Raw genomic sequence first — 17,573 nt, 5'->3', positions numbered from 1 at the left:
CATGCCACCTGCGGGAGTCGGGACCTGTCGGGTTGTCCGTAGCATGGCCGTCGTGCGTGACAAGGTGACCCGACTGTTCGTGGTGGCGGCGATCGCGGAGGCGATCTCCTGGGCCGGCTTGCTGGCCGGGATGCTGGTCAAGTACGGCCCGCCCGACAACGAACTGGGCGTGCAGGTGTTCGGCCCGATCCACGGCGCGCTCTTCGTCGCGTACGGGGCGTTGGTGCTGGCCGTGGCGCGGGTGCACAGGTGGAGCCTGCTGGCCACCGGCGTGGCGTTGGCCTGCGCGGTGCCGCCGTTCGCCACGCTCGTCTTCGAGCGCTGGGCGCGCCGGCGGGGCATGCTCGACGTCACCGAGCCGGCCCCGGAACCCGCCCCCGTCGGCTGACGTCGGGCCGTCGCCGGCGCTCGGACGACGGCCTCAGCCCACCGCCGTGCAGGCGGCCACCCCGGCGAGGACCAGCACCCCCAGGACCGCCTGAAGCAGCAGCGAGGGCCCCAGGTGCGACCACATCGTGGCCGTACGCGGCCGGAGCAACTGCCCCGTGGTGAGGTTGACGATCCGTTCGATCTTCGGTGCCAGGTCGGGATCGCCCTGGTCGCGCAGGGTCAGCTGGACGTGGTCGGCCGGATGCAGGGCGCTCTGCGGCAGGTGCCCGTGCAACTCCACCTCGTACAGCCGGCCGTCGGCGTCCCGGAGGCGAACCGGGGTGACCAGATACTCGGGGCCCTTCTTCAGCTCCTTGAAGCTGCGCCGGCCCGTCCCGGAACCGACCGAGAGCAGGGCTCGCACCAGTCGGGCGAGCAGGCCGGCCACCCCGGCCGCGGCCAGCACCACCACCAGCACCGGCTGCCCCACCCGCACCTCCCGGGGGTAGCCGTCCATCAGGCGCACGATCTGCGCGGTGAGGATCCGCCCGGTGGGGTGCAGGCTGCGCCGGGAATACGATGTCGTGTCCATCCCACCACCCAGAGTCCGCTTACGCCTACAGATCGTATCGATCCTCGAGGTTGAACGACGTGAATGAAAACCGGTCACGCGGCTGCCGGCAGGTGACAAGCACGGCGACGCGGGTATGCGGTGGGCCGAGCTGGAAAGGGGTCGAGCATGCAGCTGTCCTTCCTGCGCCCGCTGTACCAGCGTCCGGGCCCGTGGTGCTCGGTTTACCTGGACGCCTCCCTGGACACCGAGGACGCGCACGCGGCGCTCGATCTGCGCTGGCGCGGCCTGCAACGGCAACTGGCCGAGCAGGGGGCGGACGAGCCGACGCTCGCCGCGATCGACCGGGTTGTCCGGGGTCACGACCCGATGCCCGGCGACTACGGGCTGGCCGTGTTCGGCACCCGGGGAGAGGTGGTGCTCTCCGAGTACCTGTCCGCTCCGCCACGTCGGGACCTGGCCGCGTACGACCCGTTGCCACACGTGATGCCGCTGCTGGCTCAACGTGGTGAGCAGGTGGCGTGGGTCCGGGTGCTGGCCGACCGGACCGGTGCCGACGCGATGTCGGTGAGCGCCGGTGGAGTGCCGCGCCGGGCGCACGTGACGGGCCGGGAGAGCTACCAGCTGCGCCGGGTCAAGCCCGGCGGCTGGTCCCAGTCGCGTTACCAGCGGGCCGCGATGGAGGCGTGGCATCACAACGCCGGTGACGTCACCGCCGCGACAGTGGAACTGGCCGAGCGGGTGGGTGCCGAGGTGGTGGTGGTGGCCGGTGACGTCCGCGCCACCGGCATGATCGCCGCCCAGATGCCGGATCGCTGGCAGGACCTGGTGGTGCGTACCGACGCCGGTTCCCGGGCCGGTGGCGCCGACCAGACCCTGCTGGACGACCTGACCGTGCAGACCATCGCCGAGGTGGCCGACCAGCGGGTGAACGCGGCGCTGGACCGCTTCGGCACGCAGGAGGACGTCGGTGCCGGGCTGGACGCCGTGGTGGCCGCGTTGCAGCGCAACCAGGTCGACACGATGCTCATCGTCGACGACCCGTCGGCCGACGGCCACCTCTGGATCGGCCCGGCGGCCACCGACATCGCCACCGAGCCGGGCCAGCTGCCCACGGTCGCCGAACCGGAGCGGGTCCGGGCCGACGCGGCGCTGGTGCGTGCCCTGGTGGGCACCGACGCCGAGTTGACGGTGCTGGGGCCGGACGAGGCGCCGCAGTTGGTGGACGGGGTGGGCGCGGTGCTGCGCTACGTCGACCCGGTCACCCCGGGACGGGGCGGTGCCTGACCCGAGCGTCGACGACGCCGTCGTCACCCGGCTGCTGGCCTGGCGTATCCCGCGGGTCTTCGGCCATCCGGCGGCGGCGGTCGCGTCCCTTGCCGAGGCGCTCGACTCCACCGGCGGCGACCCGGAGTTCGTGCCCACCCGCGACGCCGGAAGCGCCGCGGTCATGGCGGCCGGTCACGCCCGGTTCACCGGTGGCCCGGGCGTCTGCCTGGCGGCCGGCGGCGTGGCCGCCGCCGGCCTGCTCGCCGGGCTCGACGCCGCCCGGCGGGCCCACCTGCCGGTGCTCGCGGTCGTCGCCGAGCCCGGCCCGGTCCGGGACGACGAGGTGGGTGTCACGACGCGACTGCTCGCCGAGGTGTGCCACGGCGTCCGGTACGCCGCCGACCCGGTGCGGGTGCCGGAGTTGATGGACGAGGCGCTGCGCGCCGCCTCGCGCGGTGGCGGCCCGGTGGGCCTCGTGCTGCCGTACCGGCCGGCGGACCACCGGATGCGGTCCGCGTCCCCGGCCACCGGGTTCGCCGCGCGGCTGGTGCTCGACGAGCTGTCCACCCGGTTGCCGCCGACCGCGACGGTGGTCGTCGACGGCACCCTGCCGATGACCGGCCTCGCGGACCCTCCGGGGGCAACCGCTGATGTCGCCGTCATGGGTCTGTCCGGGGGCGCGTTGCCGTACGCCGTCGCCGTGAAGCTGGCCGCCCCCGACCAGCCGGTGGTCGCTCTGGTCGCCGACGACGGGATGCGCGCGCACGGGCTGGCCGAGCTGGTCACCGTCGCCCGGCGGCGACCGGCGTGGCCCGATCCGCGCCTGGTGGTGCTGGTGTGCAACACCCGGTCCGGTCATCCCCGGCACCTGGATCCGGGCCGGCCGATCACCGACGACGTCCCCTACGCCGGCTGGGCCCGGTTGCTCGGCCTGCACGGGGTACGCGTCGACCGGCCGGAGCTGGTCGGCGCGGCCTGGGACGAGGCGCTGAACGCCGACCGGCCGTGCGTGCTCGAGGTGATGACGGACGCGCTGACCCACGGCTCGTGGAACCGGCTCACCAACCCGATGGTCGAGGTGTCCGCGCAACCCCCCGTCCCGGCCCGTCACCCCACCTGACCTCGCAATCCCCGACACGTCGGGGATGCGACAACATCGGGGATGTTGCCGCATCAGGCGACGGCGAGACAGCAGCATCCCCGATGTTGCTGGCCGGCAACGGCGCGCCGGCGAGGGCGGGTGGTCGGTGTTGGGGGGAAGGGGCAAGATCCGCTGATTGATGCCGCTCGGTGGGGGGATGCCCTGTTTAACCCTCATCGTGGCGGGAAGCCGGGCCGCGTGGTGAGCGATCGAGGCAAGGTGGAGGCGGGGCGTACGGTGCGTCCGGGACTCACGGCGGCCGGAGCGGGGATGGCTGGCGACCGCGTCGTCGCCGCTGGCAGCACCGCCCGGACCCTGGTCGCGGCAATTGCCCGCGCGCTGCGGGGCAGCGACTGCGCCGACCTCGGGCACGCCGGGCCGGTGTCCCGTTTCGCCGGTACGCCCGACCCGGTGCGGCGGGCCGCGGCGATCCGCTCCGCCGGTCGGATCGCCCTCACCGCCGGGCAGGCCGCCGAGGTCGACGCGGGGCGGGTGGCCCGGTGGTTCGTCGACCAGTACCCGCGTCGTCGGTATCCCGGGGTGCTGTTGGGCTCCCCGCACGGCGGCGTCGCGCACCTGGCGCTGGCGCTGGGCATGCCCTGGCTGCCCGCCGGGTTCGAGATGATCGCCCACTGGCCGCAGGGCGCGGTGGACCGCCCGAGCGCCGCCCTGGACCACGGTGCGGCGCTCGCGGGACGGCTGCTCGCCGGCAACCCCGACCTGCATCTGCGGCAGGTGCACTGTCCGGCCAGCCGGGGTGCGCTGGCCGGGGCGACCGTGGCGCTGACCGGCCGCTGGCAGGCGCTGCCGGCCGCGTACCGCAGCTTCCTTGCCGACCGGCTGACCCCTGGCGCGCCGGTGCTGGTGCTGCGGGACACCCGGACCTGGCCGGTGGTCGCCGCCGCCGACGGACACAGTTTCCAGCTCGGTTGTCCGGCCAGCGGCCTGAGCCCGGTGGACTTCCACCCGGACAGCCACGCGTTGCGGCAGGTACTACGTTCCGCCGGTGGCGACAGCGCCCACTGGGATCCGCCGGAGATCTCCGCGCCGCCCGCCGCCGCCGAGCACGGGGTGGAGTCCGGTTTCGACACGGGTGTACAGGACTGGACCGTCCGGCACGGTCATCCCGTACACCGCGTCCTGGTGCCCGCGCCGGAGGCGCTCAGCGCCGCCACCGCCGACCTGTACCGGCGCTGGCTGCGGGCCGCCGGCAAGACCGGGGACCGCCTGGTGGTCGAGTGCGGCCGGCTGCTCGACCCCTGGCAGGTGCTCCGGGCCGGGCTGGTGCCGTACTGGTGCGAGAACGCCACCCGGCGCAGCGTCGAGCAGGTGGAGTGGTGGCTGGCCGGCAGCGAGTCGTTCACCTCGGTCGACGTGCTGCCGGAGCCGCCGGGCGTACGGTCACCGGCGCTTGCTGGTCTGCCGCAGTGGCTGGCGGTCGCCGGGTTCGGCCGGCGGCGGCGGGCCCTGGACCGCGCCTCGGCGCGCGGCTACCCGGTCACCTCGGTGCCCACCCGACGGGCCACCGAGGTGCTCCGCGCCCAGCCGTACGACCTGCCCAGTCCGGCGCCGTTGGCGACCTCGGAGGCCCTGGCCGCGCTGCGCGACGGCGGCGGCCACCACGGCCTGCTGATCTGTTGAGACCGGGCTGACGAAACATCCTCGCGAACCCGCGATCCCGTGATTGAGTACCTACGGAGCGGGAACACCGCCGGCTGCGACAGGCTGATCACCTTGCGTGGCGCGGCGCCGTCGCCCGCTGGCATCCCAGTCACGTAACCCAGTCACAGGCCCGTGCGTGCCTACGCGCGTGCCCGGTGTCGGTGAATCCGGGCGGGGTCCTTCCCGAGGGAGGCGCGGATGTTCGGACAGACCACCACAACCACACCACCACCGACCGATCGGGGGTTGGAGGACCTCGACGCCGCGGCGCTGGCGTACGCGGCGCGGATCGAGGGGCTGCCGCCGGAGCGTCGGCACGAGGCCCGCGACGACCTGGTCCGGTTCGCGTTGCCGTTCGCGGGCCGGCTGGCCCGCCGCTACCGGGGGCGCGGGGAACCGCTTGAGGATCTGGAGCAGGTGGCCCGTCTGGGGCTGGTCAACGCGGTCGACCGGTACGACCCGGAACGGGGCTCGTTCACCGCGTACGCGGCGATCACCATCGTGGGTGAGATCAAGCGGCATTTCCGGGATCGCACCTGGGGGGTGCATGTGCCCCGCCGGCTGCGGGACCTGATCCTGGAGGTCGGACAGGCGACGGCGGCGCTGACAAGTGAGTTGTCCCGGGCGCCGACGGTGGCCGAGTTGTCGAAGCGGCTGGAGACGCCGGAGGCGGAGATCCTCGCGGCGCTGGAGTCGGCGGCCGGCTACAGCCCGGCCTCACTGAACGCGCCGGTCGGCGGGGAGAGTTCGGCGGAGTTCGGCGACCTGGTCGGCGAGTCGGACATCGCGCTGGAGTCGGTCGACGACCGGGTGACGGTCAGCGGCCTGCTGCACCGGCTGCCCTGGCGGGAGCGGCGGATCCTGGCCATGCGGTTCTACGGCAACCAGACCCAGGCGGAGATCGCGGCCCGGTTCGGCATCTCCCAGATGCACGTGTCCCGGCTGCTGTCGAGGGCGCTGACCTGGCTACGCCAGGCGATGCTCGCCGACGCGCCGCCACCCTGGCAGAACGGTCCCGCCGAGTCCGAGGCGGCCAGCCAGACGCGGGCCACGGCCGCGGTACGAGGCCGCTGAGCAGGCACCACGAAAGACGTCGCGAGGGCGGCACCTGTCGGTGCCGCCCTCACCCGTACGCGTCGATCAGTTCTCCGGAGTGTCTCCGTGCCCACGCGGATGCCGCCAGCGGTCGTTGGGTTGCGCGTCGCGCTGCGCGCCCAGCGGGTTGTCCTCCGGTTCGTCGGTTTCCTCGAAGCTGGGCCGGCGTATCTCCTCCGGCTCCGGCACCTCGACCGGCCGGGCACCGGACTGCGGCGCCGGCTGGTACGCGACGGCCTCCCGCGCGCCGTGCGCTCCCTCGGCGCTCGGCGATTCCGGCATGTGCACCTCGCGGTGTATCTCGTCGCGGAACTCCTGCGGTGGCCGGGTGGTCCGCTGTGGAAGGTCGCGGCCCAGGTCGGAGACGAGTTCGCCGTACTTTGCGTCGAACGCGGGTCGCTCCGAGCGGATCCGGGGCATCCGGTCGAAGTTGCGCAGCGGCGGTGGGCAGGTGGTGGCCCACTCCAGCGAGTTGCCGAAACCCCAGGGGTCGTCCACTGTCACCTCGGCGCCGTAGCGCCAGGACTTCCAGGCGTTCCAGATGAAGAACAGGGTGGACGCCCCCAGCACGAACGAGAAGATGCTGGAGATCGTGTTCAGCGTGGTGAAACCGTCGGTGGGCAGGTAGTCGGCGTACCGGCGGGGCATGCCCTCGTTGCCCAGCCAGTGGTGCACCAGGAAGGTGCCGTGGAAGCCGATGAACATGGTCCAGAAGTGCAGTTTGCCCAGCCGCTCGTCGAGCAGCCGCCCGGTCATCTTCGGCCACCAGAAGTAGAAGCCGGCGAAGAGCGCGAAGACCACGGTGCCGAAGACCACGTAGTGGAAGTGGGCCACCACGAAGTAGCTGTCGTGGGTGTGCCAGTCGGCCGGCGGGCTGGCCAGCAGCACGCCGGTGAGCCCACCGAGCAGGAAGGTCACCAGGAAGCCGATGGAGAACAGCATCGGTGTCTCGAAGGTGAGCTGCCCCTTCCACATGGTGCCGATCCAGTTGAAGAACTTCACCCCGGTGGGCACCGCGATCAGGTAGCTGAGGATGCTGAAGAACGGCAGCAGCACCTGGCCGGTGGCGAACATGTGGTGCGCCCAGACCGTCATCGACAGCACGGTGATCGCGATGGTGGCCAGCACCAGCCCGGTGTAGCCGAAGATCGGTTTGCGGGAGAAGACCGGGATGACCTCGGTGATGATGCCGAAGAACGGCAGCGCGATGATGTAGACCTCGGGGTGGCCGAAGAACCAGAACAGGTGCTGCCAGAGCATCGGTCCACCGGTGTCGGGGTTGAACACCTGGGCGTCGAGCAGCCGGTCGGCGCTCAGCGCCAGCAGCGCGGCGGCCAGCAGCGGGAAGACCAGGATCACCAGCACGCTCGTGAAGAGCATGTTCCAGGTGAAGATCGGCATCCGGAACATGGTCATGCCCGGTGCCCGCAGGGTCAGGATCGTGGTGATCAGGTTGACCGCGCCGAGGATGGTACCCAGACCGGAGACCACCAGCCCGATCACCCACATGTTCGCGCCGACCCCGGGGGAGTGCTCGACGGTGCTCAACGGGGTGTACGCGGTCCAGCCGAAGTCAGCCGAGCCGCCCGGGGTCAGGAAACCGCCGACCACCATCGCCCCGCCGAACAGGTAGAGCCAGTACGCCAGCGCGTTGAGTCGGGGGAACGACACGTCCGGAGCGCCGATCTGGATCGGCACGATGTAGTTGGCGAAGCCGAACGCGGCCGGGGTGGCGAACAGCAGCAGCATCACCGCGCCGTGCGAGGTGAAGAGCTGGTTGTACTGTTCCGGGGCGAGAAACTGCAGACCCGGCCGGGCCAGTTCGGCCCGGATCAGCATGGCCTCGATCCCGGCCAGCACGAAGAAGCCGAAGGACGTCAGCAGGTAGAGCAGGCCGATCTGCTTGTGGTCGGTGGTGGCCAGGAACCTGACGAGCTTTCCGCCCGGCAGCGGCCTGCGCAGCGGTCCGGGATAGCCGCCGAACCGGGCCGGGGCGAGAATCGCCGGCCCTCGGTCCTGTCCGGGTTCGGTGGTTACCCGCTTGGGCATGAGCGCTCACCCCGCTGACGACGGAAAAGGACGGGCGTGGCTACCCACCCCGCCGACCATGTAACCAGGCGACAGCGGTAATTTCGGTCAATTCGCCGGCAGCGTGGCCCAGACGGCCTTTCCGTCACCGGCCGGGGAGCTACCCCAGCGCTCGGCCAGCTCGCGGACGAGCAACAGCCCTCGACCGCCCTCGTCGCGCTGCCCGGACGTGCCGGGCCGGGCCGCCGCGCTGCTGCCGTCGACCACGGCCAGGTGCAGCCACGGGCGTCGCAGGGTCACCGTGACCTGCATCGGGGTGCCCGCGTGCCGGACCACGTTGCCGACCAGCTCGCTGAGCACCACCGAGGCCGGGCCGACCGCCTCGGGGAGGTTCCACCTGGCGCACGCGTCGGCCACCAGCTCCCGGGCCCGCCGGCAGGCCGTCGCCACCGGGTCCAGGCGCAGCCGCAGCCGGGTCACGGCCGTCGCGTCGGCCACCCGGCTGGCCTCGTCGCAGTTGTCCCGCACCGGCACCACCCGGCAGGCCGTCGACCCGGCCAGGGAGGCGGCGGCGTCCGGGCGCGGCGCGCAGAGCACCAGCGGGACGACCGGCCAACCCGCGGCGCGGCGCGCCACGGCGGCGAAGACCGACACCGCCAGCTGTTCCCGCACGTCCAGCTCGGTCAGGTCCACCACCAGCGCGTCGGGCTGCCGGGCCAGACATTCCTCCAGGATCGCGTACACCTGGCGCATCGAGATCATGTCGAGGGTGCCGGCGAGGCGGACGACGGTGACGTGTGCCCCGTCGTGTACCTGGCAGGTGATCCGGCTCGCCATCTCCACCCTCGTCTCGGCGTTTTCCGCAGAGCCTGGCAGGTACCCGGCCTCCCACCGGGTGAAACGCCACGTGGGGCCGGACACGTCAGGCCGCGACCCGGCGTCGGGGCAGTTGGTGTCGCAGCTCGGCCAGCGGTGGCCGTTCCTCCACGGCGACGTCGCTGACCACGATCTCCCGGTCCAGGTTCGGCAGCGCGTCGGAGCCGCCCCGGCGGAACTGGGTCAGCAGGGCGGTGGGCAGCACCTCGGGGTTGGCCCAGCCCCGGCGCTGCAACCGCGACCAGGCGGTGAGCATGATCTGGGCGGACATCCGGCCCAGCGCCGCGGTGTCCTGGTGCCGGTGCTTACGTTCACCGAGATCCACCTGGGCGAGCGCGTCCAGCCCGACGAGTTCGAGCAGGTCGATGAGCATGGCGGTCTCGACGCCGTAGCCGGAGACGAACGGCACCCGCGCCAGCACCTCCCGGCGGCCGGCGTACTCGCCGGCGAGGGGCTGCACGAAGCCGGCCAGTTCCGGCCAGAACAGGTTCAGCATCGGCCGGGCCATCAGCTCCGTCACCCGGCCGCCACCGTCGGCCTCCACGCCGCTGGTGCTGACCAGGGGTCGGTGGTAGAAGCCCTTGACGAAGTCGACAGACGGGTCGGTCAGCAGTGGGCCGAGCAGCCCGGTGACGAAGTGCGGCCGGAACTCGCGCAGGTCGGCGTCGACGAAGGCGACCACGTCTCCCTCCGCCGCGGCCAGGCCGGCCCAGAGCGCGTCGCCCTTGCCGGTCAACCGGGGCAGCCCCCGGGTCATCGCGTCCTGGCTGACCACCTCGGCGCCGGCGGACCGGGCCACCGCGGCGGTGCGGTCGGTGGACCGCGAGTCGACCACGATCAGCTCGTCGACGAGCGACACCCGGTCCATCAGATGCTCGCGGATGGTCGAGACGATCGCCCCGACGGTGGCCTCCTCGTTGCGCGCCGGCAGCACCACGCTGACCCGGCTGTCGCCCTTGGCCCGCAGCAGCCGTCGGGTCGGCCAGTCGGCCGCCGAGGTGGTCCGATAGGTGGCCCAGGCCTCCACCACCGGCGAGACCAGAGATTCGTTGTCGTGCACAGGCACCCCCTCGTCGGCGGGAAGACCGGGAGATGGATTTCCCAGCACCCCGCACGCTAACCGGACCGGCACCCCAGCTTGATCAGCGCTGTGCTCCCGCCACGTTCCCATCTGATGAACCTTTGATTGCGCCCGCCCACCCCCCGGCCCTCCGCGATCTTGCACTTCTGGTCGCCCTTATGTGCTGCACATCCCTTATGTCGGGACCGAATGTGCAAGATCGCGGGGATCTGGTGGGTCGGGTGGGACGTTCAAGATCGGTTCGGTCGCGTACCGTTGCGGCTCATGGGTGTGTCGCAACGGTTGAAGACCAGGTTCCGCCGGTTCCTCCAACGCCCGGGGACGACTGTCGATCTGGCTCCGCTGGAGAAGCTGCTGCCGGTCATCGAGGCCCGCGAGGAGGAGATCTCGGCGTTCGACGACGCCGAACTCACCGAGGCGGCAGCCGCGGCGTCCAGCTACGAGGAGATCTGCGCCCTCGGTCGTGAGGCGGCCCGCCGAGGCATCGACCAGCGTCCGTACGATGTCCAGCTGCTGGGCGCCATGTCACTGCTCTCCGGCAAGGTCGCCGAGATGGCCACCGGTGAGGGCAAGACGCTCACCGCCGCGATCGCCGCGTACGGGCACGTCCGCCTCGGCAACGGGCCGGTGCACGTGCTCACCGTCAACGACTACCTGGCCCGCCGCGACGCCCAGTGGATGGAGCCGATCTACACCCTGCTCGGGCTCACCGTCGGCTGGGTCAACGAGGCGTCCACCCCGATCGAACGGCGGGCCGCGTACGCCTGCGACGTCACCTACGTGTCGGTGAGCGAGGCCGGCTTCGACTTCCTCCGCGACCAGCTCGTCACCGACATCGAGGACCGGGTGCAGCGCCCGCTGCGCACCGCCATCGTCGACGAGGCCGACTCGATCCTGATCGACGAGGCCCGGGTGCCGATGGTGCTCGCCGGCTCGGTACCGGGCGAACAGGACCCGGTGCACGCCGCCGCGGCGCTCGTCCGCGGCCTGCGTAGGGGCAAGCACTACACGGTGGCCGAGGACGGCCGCAGCGTGGCCTTCACCTCCGCCGGTCTGGCCGCCGTCGAGGCCAAGCTCGGCATCGACCTGTACGACGAGGAGAACGTCGAGCAGCTCTCGGCGGTCAACGTGGCGCTGCACGCGCACGCCCTGCTGCACCGGGACGTGGACTACATCGTCCGGGACGGCACTGTCGAGCTGATCGACGAGATGCGGGGGCGGGTCGCCCAGCGCCGCCGGTGGCCCGACGGGCTCCAGGCGGCGGTCGAGGCCAAGGAAGGACTGGACGCCTCGGCGGAGGGTGAGGTGCTGGGCACCATCGCCGTGCAGGCGTACGTCGGGCTCTACCCGATGGTGTGCGGCATGACCGCCACCGCGGTGCTCGTCGGCGACCAGTTGCGGGAGTTCTTCGGCCTGGAGGTCGCGGTGATCCCGCCGAACACCCCGTGTGTCCGGGCCGACGAGCCGGACCGCATCTACGCCACCCGGGCGGAGAAGGAAGAGGCGCTGATCGACGAGATCCGGCGCTGCCACGCCGACGGGCGGCCGGTGCTTGTCGGCACGCTCGACGTCAAGGAGTCCGAGCAGTTGGCCGCCGGGCTCAACGCCGCCGGAGTGCCGTGCGTGGTGCTCAACGCGAAGAACGACGACGAGGAAGCGGCGATCATCGCCGAGGCCGGCGCGTTCGGCACGGTCACCGTCTCCACCCAGATGGCCGGCCGGGGCGTGGACATCCGCCTCGGCGGCAGCGACCAGGCCGACCGGGAGCGGGTGGCCGAACTGGGTGGCCTCTACGTGATCGGCAGCGGCCGGCACGACAGCCGCCGCGTGGATGACCAGTTGCGTGGCCGGGCCGGTCGCCAGGGCGACCCGGGTGGGTCGGTCTTCTTCGTCAGCCTGGAAGACGATCTCGTCGTCCGCCACGCCGGTGACTCGGTGCCGCCGTCGCCCCGGATGAACGCCGACGGCCTGGTCACCGACGCGCAGGTGGACTACGCGGTCGAGCACGCCCAGCGGGTCGCGGAAGGGGTCAACCACGAGATCCACCGCAACACCTGGCGGTACAGCGTGGTGATCGAGCAGCAGCGCAAGGCGCTCGCCGAGCGGCGGGAGCGGCTGCTCACCAGCGACGTCGCCGCGCTGATGCTGCTGGACAAGATGCCGGAGAAGGCCGGCGAGATGGACGAGGACCTGCTGGCGCAGGTCGCCCGCTCGATCGCCCTCTACCACCTCGACCGGCTGTGGGCGTCGCACCTGGCCGAGCTCTCGGAGGTCCGCGAGGGCGTGCACCTGCGGGCCCTGGGCCGGCTCGATCCGCTCGACGAGTTCCACCGGGCCGCGGTTCCGGCGTTCACCGAACTGGTCCCGGCGATCGAGGCGCGGACGCTGGCGACCTTCGCCGAGACCGAGTTCGACGAGGACTGGGAGCCGGACGCGGCGGAGCTGGTCCGGCCGAGCGCCACCTGGACGTACCTCGTGCACGACAACCCGTTCGGCTCCGAGCTGGACCGGCTGATCGCCTCGGTCGGTCGACGGCTCAGCGGAGCCGGTTCCCGCTGAGGTCGGCTGGTCCGACGGCGCCCCTCCCGGCGGCACCCGTATCCTGGGAGGGGCGCCGCTTTGCGCCGTTTCGACCGTTGTGCCGTGGGTAGTAGGGCGGTCGTGTTGTCGAGGGTGGCCGCAGCGCGGGGGCCCAGCGGAGGAGGAGACGGGTGGCGACGCTGATCGGGCGTACGGGAGCCGCAGGCCGGTGAACCTGGAGACGCGTGCACCACTGGCAGAGACGCTCGGCGTGCTGGAGACGGCTGCCCTGCTGCGGGAGCTGACCGCCGGGTTGATCGCCGTGGACGACTTCGACGCGGCGCTGTCCGCGCTGGTCCGGATCACCCGGGAGGCGCTGGCGGGGGTGAGTTGGTGCGGGTTCACCGCCCTGCGGGCCGGCGAGCCGGCGGGTGTCGCCGCCTCCGATGCCCGGCTGAGCGGGCTGGACGACCTGCGCTACGGCGCGGACACCCCGGCGATGGACGCGATCCGCCGCCGGGAGATGGTCGGCGCGGAGGAGCTGGGTGTGGAACCGCGCTGGCCGCAGTGGACGCCCCGGGCCCGCGAGCTGGGCGTACGCGGGGTCATCTCGGCACCCGTGGACATCGACGACCAGGTGATCGGCGCGGTCAACCTGTACGCCGCCGAACCCGACGCGCTGACCCCCGGCCACCAGTTGACCGCGATGCTGCTCGCCGAACACGCGGGTCTGCTGCTGGCCGCCGTACGCGACCGGGAGAAACGTGCCGCGCTGACCGGGCAGCAGGACACCGCGCTGCTCAACGACGGCGTGATCGGTCAGGCCGTCGGCGTCATCATGACCCAGCGGGGCTGTCCCGCCGAGGACGCCCTCGACGTGCTGCGCAGCGCGGCGTCGTCGCTGTCGATCCCGCTCCGCGAGGTGGCGGAGCGGCTGGTCAGCACGGTCTCCCGGCCCCGGGACAACTGACCGGGGCGTGTCGTTTCGCCCGGGTGGCGCCCGGGTAGCACCCTGGACTGATGGACTGACTATCCCAGGGGGACCAGATGCAGAGCCGGCTGCGGGTGCAGGGACACCCCATCCAACCGATGCTTGTGACCTTTCCGTACGGGCTCTTCGTCTGTGCCGTCATCTTCGACCTCGCCGACGTGGTCGGCGGTCCGGTCTTCCTCGGCGAGGTCGGTTACTGGACGGCGGTGGCCGCGCTGGTGGCGGCGGCGTTGACGGCGGTCGCCGGGATGGTGGACCTGTGGGACGTACCGCCGGACCGCACCCGGCGCACCGCGATCAGCTTCAACGTCGTCAACGCGGGCATGGCCGGGCTGTTCCTGCTCTCCTGCCTGGTCCGGGCGGACGCGACGAACCGGGGCGCCGCCCCGGCGCTGCTCGTCGTCGAGCTGCTCGCCCTCGGCGTCGGCGGGGTGGGCGTACACCTCGGTGCGCGGCTGATGCGGCACTTCGAGGGCAGCCGTCGCGAGGCGGCGAGCGTCGAGATCGTACGCGGCCTCGACGCCCCCACCGTCGAGGTCGTCCGCCCCCGTCCGTAGCGCCCGCTGCCGGCCCCGGGTCGCCGGTCCTGCCCCGGTTGCGCGCGGCGGCGGAGACCGCCGCAGGGGACGGATAAGGCGTTGCCACAGCGGTGCCGGCCGGACACGCTGACAACCGTGCCGCGAGAGACGAGCTTCGAGGATCTGATCGCCGAGGGGGCCGCCGCCCCGGTGGAGGGGTGGGCGTTCGACTGGCTCACCGGACGGGCCACCGAGGAACGCCCACCCTGGGGGTACGCGCGACTGGTGGCGGCCCGGATGGCGAGCGCCGACGCGGCGCTGGACATCGACACGGGTGGGGGAGAGGTGCTGGCCGAGGTGCCGGACCCGCCGCGACTGCTGGCCGCGACCGAGGCGTGGCCGCCGAACGTACCTGTGGCCCGGGCGAACCTGGCGCCGCTCGGGGCGAGCGTGGTGGCGGTGCTCGGCAACGCGCCCCTGCCGTTCCGGGACGCCGCCTTCGACCTGGTGGTCAGTCGACATCCGGTACGCACCGACTGGCCCGAGGTGTCCCGGGTGCTGCGTCCGGGCGGTACGTTCCTGTCCCAGCAGATCGGCCCGGGCACCGTACGTGAACTCAGCGAGGCGATCCTCGGTCCGCTGCCGCCGCCGGCGCACCGCCATCCGGAGCACGCGGTGGCCGCCGCCCGGGCGGCCGGGCTGACCGTGGTGGACCTGCGCGAGGCGACGCTGCGTACGGTCTTCCACGACATCGGCGCGGTGGTCTGGTTCCTCCGCAAGGTGATCTGGACGGTGCCCGGCTTCACCGTGGCGGCGCACCTACCCGCCCTACGGCGCCTGCACGACCGGATCCGCGCCGAGGGGCCCTTCGTCGCGTACGCCCGCCGCTTCCTCATCGAGGCCAGAGCGTAGGCGTCGCACCGACGCCGCCACCGGCCCACCTCGACGCCGCACGTCCGCCGTGGGGGCCGCGCGGCCACCAGGTGCGCCGCTGTTGGGCGAGCCCTCGGGAACGCCGCCTAGGCCCGCAGGAGGGCGAGCATCTCGGGCAGGTCGAAGAACTCGGCGGTGGCCACCGCCGACGGGTTGCCGCCGTCGGGGTCGGCGCCCGCGTCGAGCAGTGCGCGTACCGCCTCGGCGTTGCTGCGGAACACCGCAGCGGCCAGCGCCGTCTGACCCCGATCGTTCGCGCGGGAGTGGTCGGCGCCCCGGTCGAGCAGCGCCCGGACCGTCTCCGGGTGGGCGTGGTACGCCGCCAGGATCAGCAGGCTGTCACCCTTCTCGTTGGTCAGGTTGACCGGCAGCCCCGCGTCGACGTACCCGGCGAGGTCCGAGGTCGCGCCGTCGCGCGCCAGGTCGAACATCCGGTGCGCGAATTCCAGGGTCTCGGCGTCGAGTTCGTCGCTCACCGGTACAGGTTAGTCGGCAGCGTCGCGCCGCTCGCCACCGCCGGCCGACACGTGATCTTCGACTGGGCCACCGGCCGCCGGGCCGCCGGGCCAGCCGGGATCGTCCGGCCATGACCGGGGGCCCGACGCGACGACAGCGTCCCGCGATACGGGATAGCATACTAAACCTATAGGCTTTACCGTCTAAGCTGGTCGGGACAACCACTGGCCACCGTCGCGAGGATCTGATGCCCTCCGTACCCACCGAATCGGACCTGCTCGCCGTCGCCCGACGCTGGGCCGCGGCTCCCGCGAGCTGGCCGGTGCCGCTGCGCTTCGACCCCGCCACCCGGTGGTACGCCCGGCTGGCCGTGCACCACGACCACGAGGTGTGGGCGCTGAGCTGGCTCCCCGGCCAGGGCACCGACCTGCACGACCACGGTGGCTCCTCGGGCGCCTTCCTGGTGGTCTCGGGAACCCTCACCGAGCAGACCGTCAGCGGCGGCCGGCTGCGTCCACACCTGCTCGCCGCCGGTACCGGCCGTCGCTTCGGTCCCCGACACGTGCACGTCGTCACCAATCGGCACGCCGCACCCGCGGTAAGCGTCCACGTCTACCGTCCGGCGCTGCGCCGGATGATCCGCTACCGGCTCGCGCACGGCCGGTTGCGGGTCGCCGAGGTGGCCGAAGCCGGCGTGGCATGGTGAGACGCCGACCGGCCACAACGCCTCCCGCCTTCTGGAAGGAACCGCCCATGCCGCACACCGATCCCACCACCGGCTGTCCGGCGCCGGTGCCACCCCCGGGCTCCCGGGGATAGCCGAGATCCTCGCCGCCGCCCGCGCCCGACTGGACCGTCTCGACCCGGAGCGGGCACACCTGGCGTACCGGGCCGGTGCCCTGCTCGTCGACATCCGTCCCGCCGCCCAGCGGGCGGCGCACGGCACGGTGCCGGGTGCCCTGGTCATCGAGCGCAACGTGCTGGAGTGGCGACTGGACCCCCGGTGCCCCGCCCGGCTGTCGCAGGCGGTCGGCTACGACCTGCCCGTGGTGATCCTCTGTCAGGAGGGCTACACCTCGTCGCTGGCCGCCGCCTCGCTTCAGGACCTCGGGCTGCGCCGGGCGACCGACGTGGTCGGCGGCTTCGCCGCCTGGCAGGTCGCCGGTCTGCCCGTGCTGGGCCCCACCCCACCAGCCGCACCGTCCACTCTCGCGCCCCCGGCGACCGCCGGCCGGGCGTCCCGCTGAACCGTCACGCCCGTCGGCGTGGCGGTAGCCCCAGGAGGCCACCGTGTCCGTCGTCGCTCTCGGCCCGCGCCAGCACCCACCCCGCCACACCAGCCGGATCCGGCCGGTGCGACAGCGCACCCGGCCGACCCTGACCATCACCGTGGACCTCGGGGCAGGCCCGGTGAGCCCCCGCCTGAACCGGCTGCTCGAACTGCTCGGCGAGATCACCGAGTCGGGTGAGGGTCGACTGTCCCGGGAGGACGACGCCCCGGCAGCCGTGGCAGACCCGAACCTGGTCCGGATCCGCACCGGTCCGCGTGTCGTACGCCAGGGCGACCGGACGATCCCGCTGACCCGGATCGAGTACGACCTGCTGCTGTTCCTGGCCGAGCGGCCCCGTCGGGTGTTCACCAGGCGGCAACTGCTGCACGCGGTCTGGGGCTACGACCACGCGATGGTCCGCACCGTCGACGTGCACGTCCGTCGGCTGCGCGCCAAGCTCGGCGCCGACAGCCCGCTGCTGACCACCGTCCACGGTGTCGGCTACCGCCTCGCCGACGAGGCACGGGTGACCGTCGAAGGTTGAACCGCCGCACCGGCAGCCCGTGGCGGGCCGGTCCATGGGGCGACACCTGTGTCCCATTCGCGTGACGGTCGGGGCGTGGGAGCGCGAACAGCCGACGTCACGGCGGGTGCGGACATCCCGCCCGAAGGCCGCGAACGGTGTCGACCCACCCCCCGTATCAGGTCAACTTGGCGACTCTGCTGTAATCATCTGGCCTCGTACGCAGAGCGAGCGGACGGCTCCGATGTGTCGGTCAATTGTCACATTCA

The 17,573-nt window shown here is 72.5% G+C and carries 17 protein-coding genes; 12 read left to right on the top strand and 5 right to left on the bottom strand.

Translation table 11 applies throughout. The annotated features are described in order from the left end of the window. Positions 1-43 precede the first annotated feature (43 nt). Positions 44-388 (top strand): DUF3817 domain-containing protein, encoded by a 345-nt coding sequence (locus CLT74_RS09190; RefSeq protein ID WP_099846165.1) that lies wholly within the window; start codon positions 44-46, stop codon positions 386-388. 33 nt (positions 389-421) lie between these two features. Here CLT74_RS09190 and CLT74_RS09185 read toward each other — a convergent pair whose 3' ends face one another. Beyond that, on the bottom strand, positions 422-961 hold the full coding sequence (locus CLT74_RS09185) for a hypothetical protein (RefSeq protein WP_099846164.1): 540 nt from the start codon (positions 959-961) through the stop codon (positions 422-424). A 147-nt stretch (positions 962-1,108) separates the two neighbouring features. Between CLT74_RS09185 and CLT74_RS09180 the strand changes: the two genes are divergently transcribed. The 4 genes from CLT74_RS09180 to CLT74_RS09165 all read left to right on the top strand — a co-directional run bounded on the left by CLT74_RS09180 (position 1,109) and on the right by CLT74_RS09165 (position 6,086). Continuing rightward, on the top strand, positions 1,109-2,227 hold the full coding sequence (locus CLT74_RS09180) for a baeRF2 domain-containing protein (protein ID WP_099846163.1): 1,119 nt from the start codon (positions 1,109-1,111) through the stop codon (positions 2,225-2,227). Then, complete coding sequence (locus CLT74_RS09175) at positions 2,220-3,329, top strand: thiamine pyrophosphate-binding protein (protein WP_099846162.1); 1,110 nt, start codon at positions 2,220-2,222, stop codon at positions 3,327-3,329. The genes CLT74_RS09180 and CLT74_RS09175 overlap by 8 nt, the downstream gene beginning before the upstream one ends. Positions 3,330-3,620: 291 nt before the next feature. Further along, complete coding sequence (locus CLT74_RS09170) at positions 3,621-4,991, top strand: hypothetical protein (RefSeq protein ID WP_099846161.1); 1,371 nt, start codon at positions 3,621-3,623, stop codon at positions 4,989-4,991. Between the two features lie 219 nt (positions 4,992-5,210). Beyond that, complete coding sequence (locus CLT74_RS09165) at positions 5,211-6,086, top strand: SigB/SigF/SigG family RNA polymerase sigma factor (protein ID WP_099846160.1); 876 nt, start codon at positions 5,211-5,213, stop codon at positions 6,084-6,086. A 66-nt stretch (positions 6,087-6,152) separates the two neighbouring features. Here CLT74_RS09165 and ctaD read toward each other — a convergent pair whose 3' ends face one another. The 3 genes from ctaD to CLT74_RS09150 form a co-directional block, all read right to left on the bottom strand. Next, positions 6,153-8,156, bottom strand: a complete 2,004-nt coding sequence (gene ctaD / locus CLT74_RS09160; RefSeq protein WP_099846159.1) for an aa3-type cytochrome oxidase subunit I — start codon at positions 8,154-8,156, stop codon at positions 6,153-6,155. A gap of 87 nt (positions 8,157-8,243) precedes the next feature. Next, on the bottom strand, positions 8,244-8,972 hold the full coding sequence (locus CLT74_RS09155; RefSeq protein WP_099851633.1) for an ATP-binding protein: 729 nt from the start codon (positions 8,970-8,972) through the stop codon (positions 8,244-8,246). 85 nt (positions 8,973-9,057) lie between these two features. Continuing rightward, a complete protein-coding gene (locus CLT74_RS09150; RefSeq protein WP_486582710.1) occupies positions 9,058-10,038 on the bottom strand; it encodes a glucosyl-3-phosphoglycerate synthase in 981 nt (326 codons plus the stop codon). 318 nt (positions 10,039-10,356) lie between these two features. Between CLT74_RS09150 and secA2 the strand changes: the two genes are divergently transcribed. From secA2 to CLT74_RS09130, 4 genes are all read left to right on the top strand, one after another. Beyond that, entirely contained in the window at positions 10,357-12,651 is a 2,295-nt protein-coding gene (secA2, locus tag CLT74_RS09145) for an accessory Sec system translocase SecA2 (protein ID WP_099851631.1), read from the top strand. A gap of 190 nt (positions 12,652-12,841) precedes the next feature. Then, positions 12,842-13,582, top strand: coding sequence for a GAF and ANTAR domain-containing protein (locus CLT74_RS09140; protein WP_099846157.1), 741 nt, complete (start codon positions 12,842-12,844; stop codon positions 13,580-13,582). A 77-nt stretch (positions 13,583-13,659) separates the two neighbouring features. Further along, on the top strand, positions 13,660-14,160 hold the full coding sequence (locus tag CLT74_RS09135) for a DUF2231 domain-containing protein (RefSeq protein WP_099846156.1): 501 nt from the start codon (positions 13,660-13,662) through the stop codon (positions 14,158-14,160). Between the two features lie 117 nt (positions 14,161-14,277). Further along, complete coding sequence (locus CLT74_RS09130; RefSeq protein WP_099846155.1) at positions 14,278-15,033, top strand: methyltransferase domain-containing protein; 756 nt, start codon at positions 14,278-14,280, stop codon at positions 15,031-15,033. Positions 15,034-15,140: 107 nt separating this feature from the next. Here CLT74_RS09130 and CLT74_RS09125 read toward each other — a convergent pair whose 3' ends face one another. Then, positions 15,141-15,530, bottom strand: a complete 390-nt coding sequence (locus CLT74_RS09125; RefSeq protein WP_099846154.1) for an ankyrin repeat domain-containing protein — start codon at positions 15,528-15,530, stop codon at positions 15,141-15,143. Positions 15,531-15,757: 227 nt separating this feature from the next. Here CLT74_RS09125 and CLT74_RS09120 point away from each other — a divergent pair, with 227 nt between their 5' ends. The 3 genes from CLT74_RS09120 (at position 15,758) to CLT74_RS09110 (ending at position 17,325) form a co-directional block, all read left to right on the top strand. Next, positions 15,758-16,216 carry a cysteine dioxygenase gene (locus CLT74_RS09120; RefSeq protein ID WP_099846153.1) on the top strand — a complete coding sequence of 153 codons (459 nt, stop codon included), beginning with the start codon at positions 15,758-15,760 and terminating at the stop codon, positions 16,214-16,216. Between the two features lie 241 nt (positions 16,217-16,457). Beyond that, a complete protein-coding gene (locus tag CLT74_RS31230; RefSeq protein ID WP_486582180.1) occupies positions 16,458-16,757 on the top strand; it encodes a rhodanese-like domain-containing protein in 300 nt (99 codons plus the stop codon). Positions 16,758-16,800: 43 nt separating this feature from the next. After that, the gene (locus CLT74_RS09110; protein ID WP_099846152.1) at positions 16,801-17,325 is read left to right on the top strand and encodes a winged helix-turn-helix domain-containing protein; all 525 of its coding nucleotides are present in this window, start codon (positions 16,801-16,803) and stop codon (positions 17,323-17,325) included. Positions 17,326-17,573 lie beyond the last annotated feature (248 nt).

This window comes from Verrucosispora sp. CNZ293 (assembly GCF_002754655.1).
This window is presented reverse-complemented; position numbering and strand designations above follow the sequence as displayed.

Coding starts and splice junctions, on each gene's coding strand:
- CLT74_RS09135 (WP_099846156.1), top strand. CDS start 13,660: ATGCAGAGCCGGCTGCGGGTGCAGGGACACCCCATCCAACCGATGCTT.
- CLT74_RS09165 (WP_099846160.1), top strand. CDS start 5,211: ATGTTCGGACAGACCACCACAACCACACCACCACCGACCGATCGGGGG.
- CLT74_RS09185 (WP_099846164.1), bottom strand. CDS start 961: ATGGACACGACATCGTATTCCCGGCGCAGCCTGCACCCCACCGGGCGG.
- ctaD (WP_099846159.1), bottom strand. CDS start 8,156: ATGCCCAAGCGGGTAACCACCGAACCCGGACAGGACCGAGGGCCGGCG.
- CLT74_RS09170 (WP_099846161.1), top strand. CDS start 3,621: ATGGCTGGCGACCGCGTCGTCGCCGCTGGCAGCACCGCCCGGACCCTG.
- CLT74_RS09155 (WP_099851633.1), bottom strand. CDS start 8,972: ATGGCGAGCCGGATCACCTGCCAGGTACACGACGGGGCACACGTCACC.
- CLT74_RS09120 (WP_099846153.1), top strand. CDS start 15,758: ATGCCCTCCGTACCCACCGAATCGGACCTGCTCGCCGTCGCCCGACGC.
- secA2 (WP_099851631.1), top strand. CDS start 10,357: ATGGGTGTGTCGCAACGGTTGAAGACCAGGTTCCGCCGGTTCCTCCAA.
- CLT74_RS09180 (WP_099846163.1), top strand. CDS start 1,109: ATGCAGCTGTCCTTCCTGCGCCCGCTGTACCAGCGTCCGGGCCCGTGG.
- CLT74_RS09190 (WP_099846165.1), top strand. CDS start 44: ATGGCCGTCGTGCGTGACAAGGTGACCCGACTGTTCGTGGTGGCGGCG.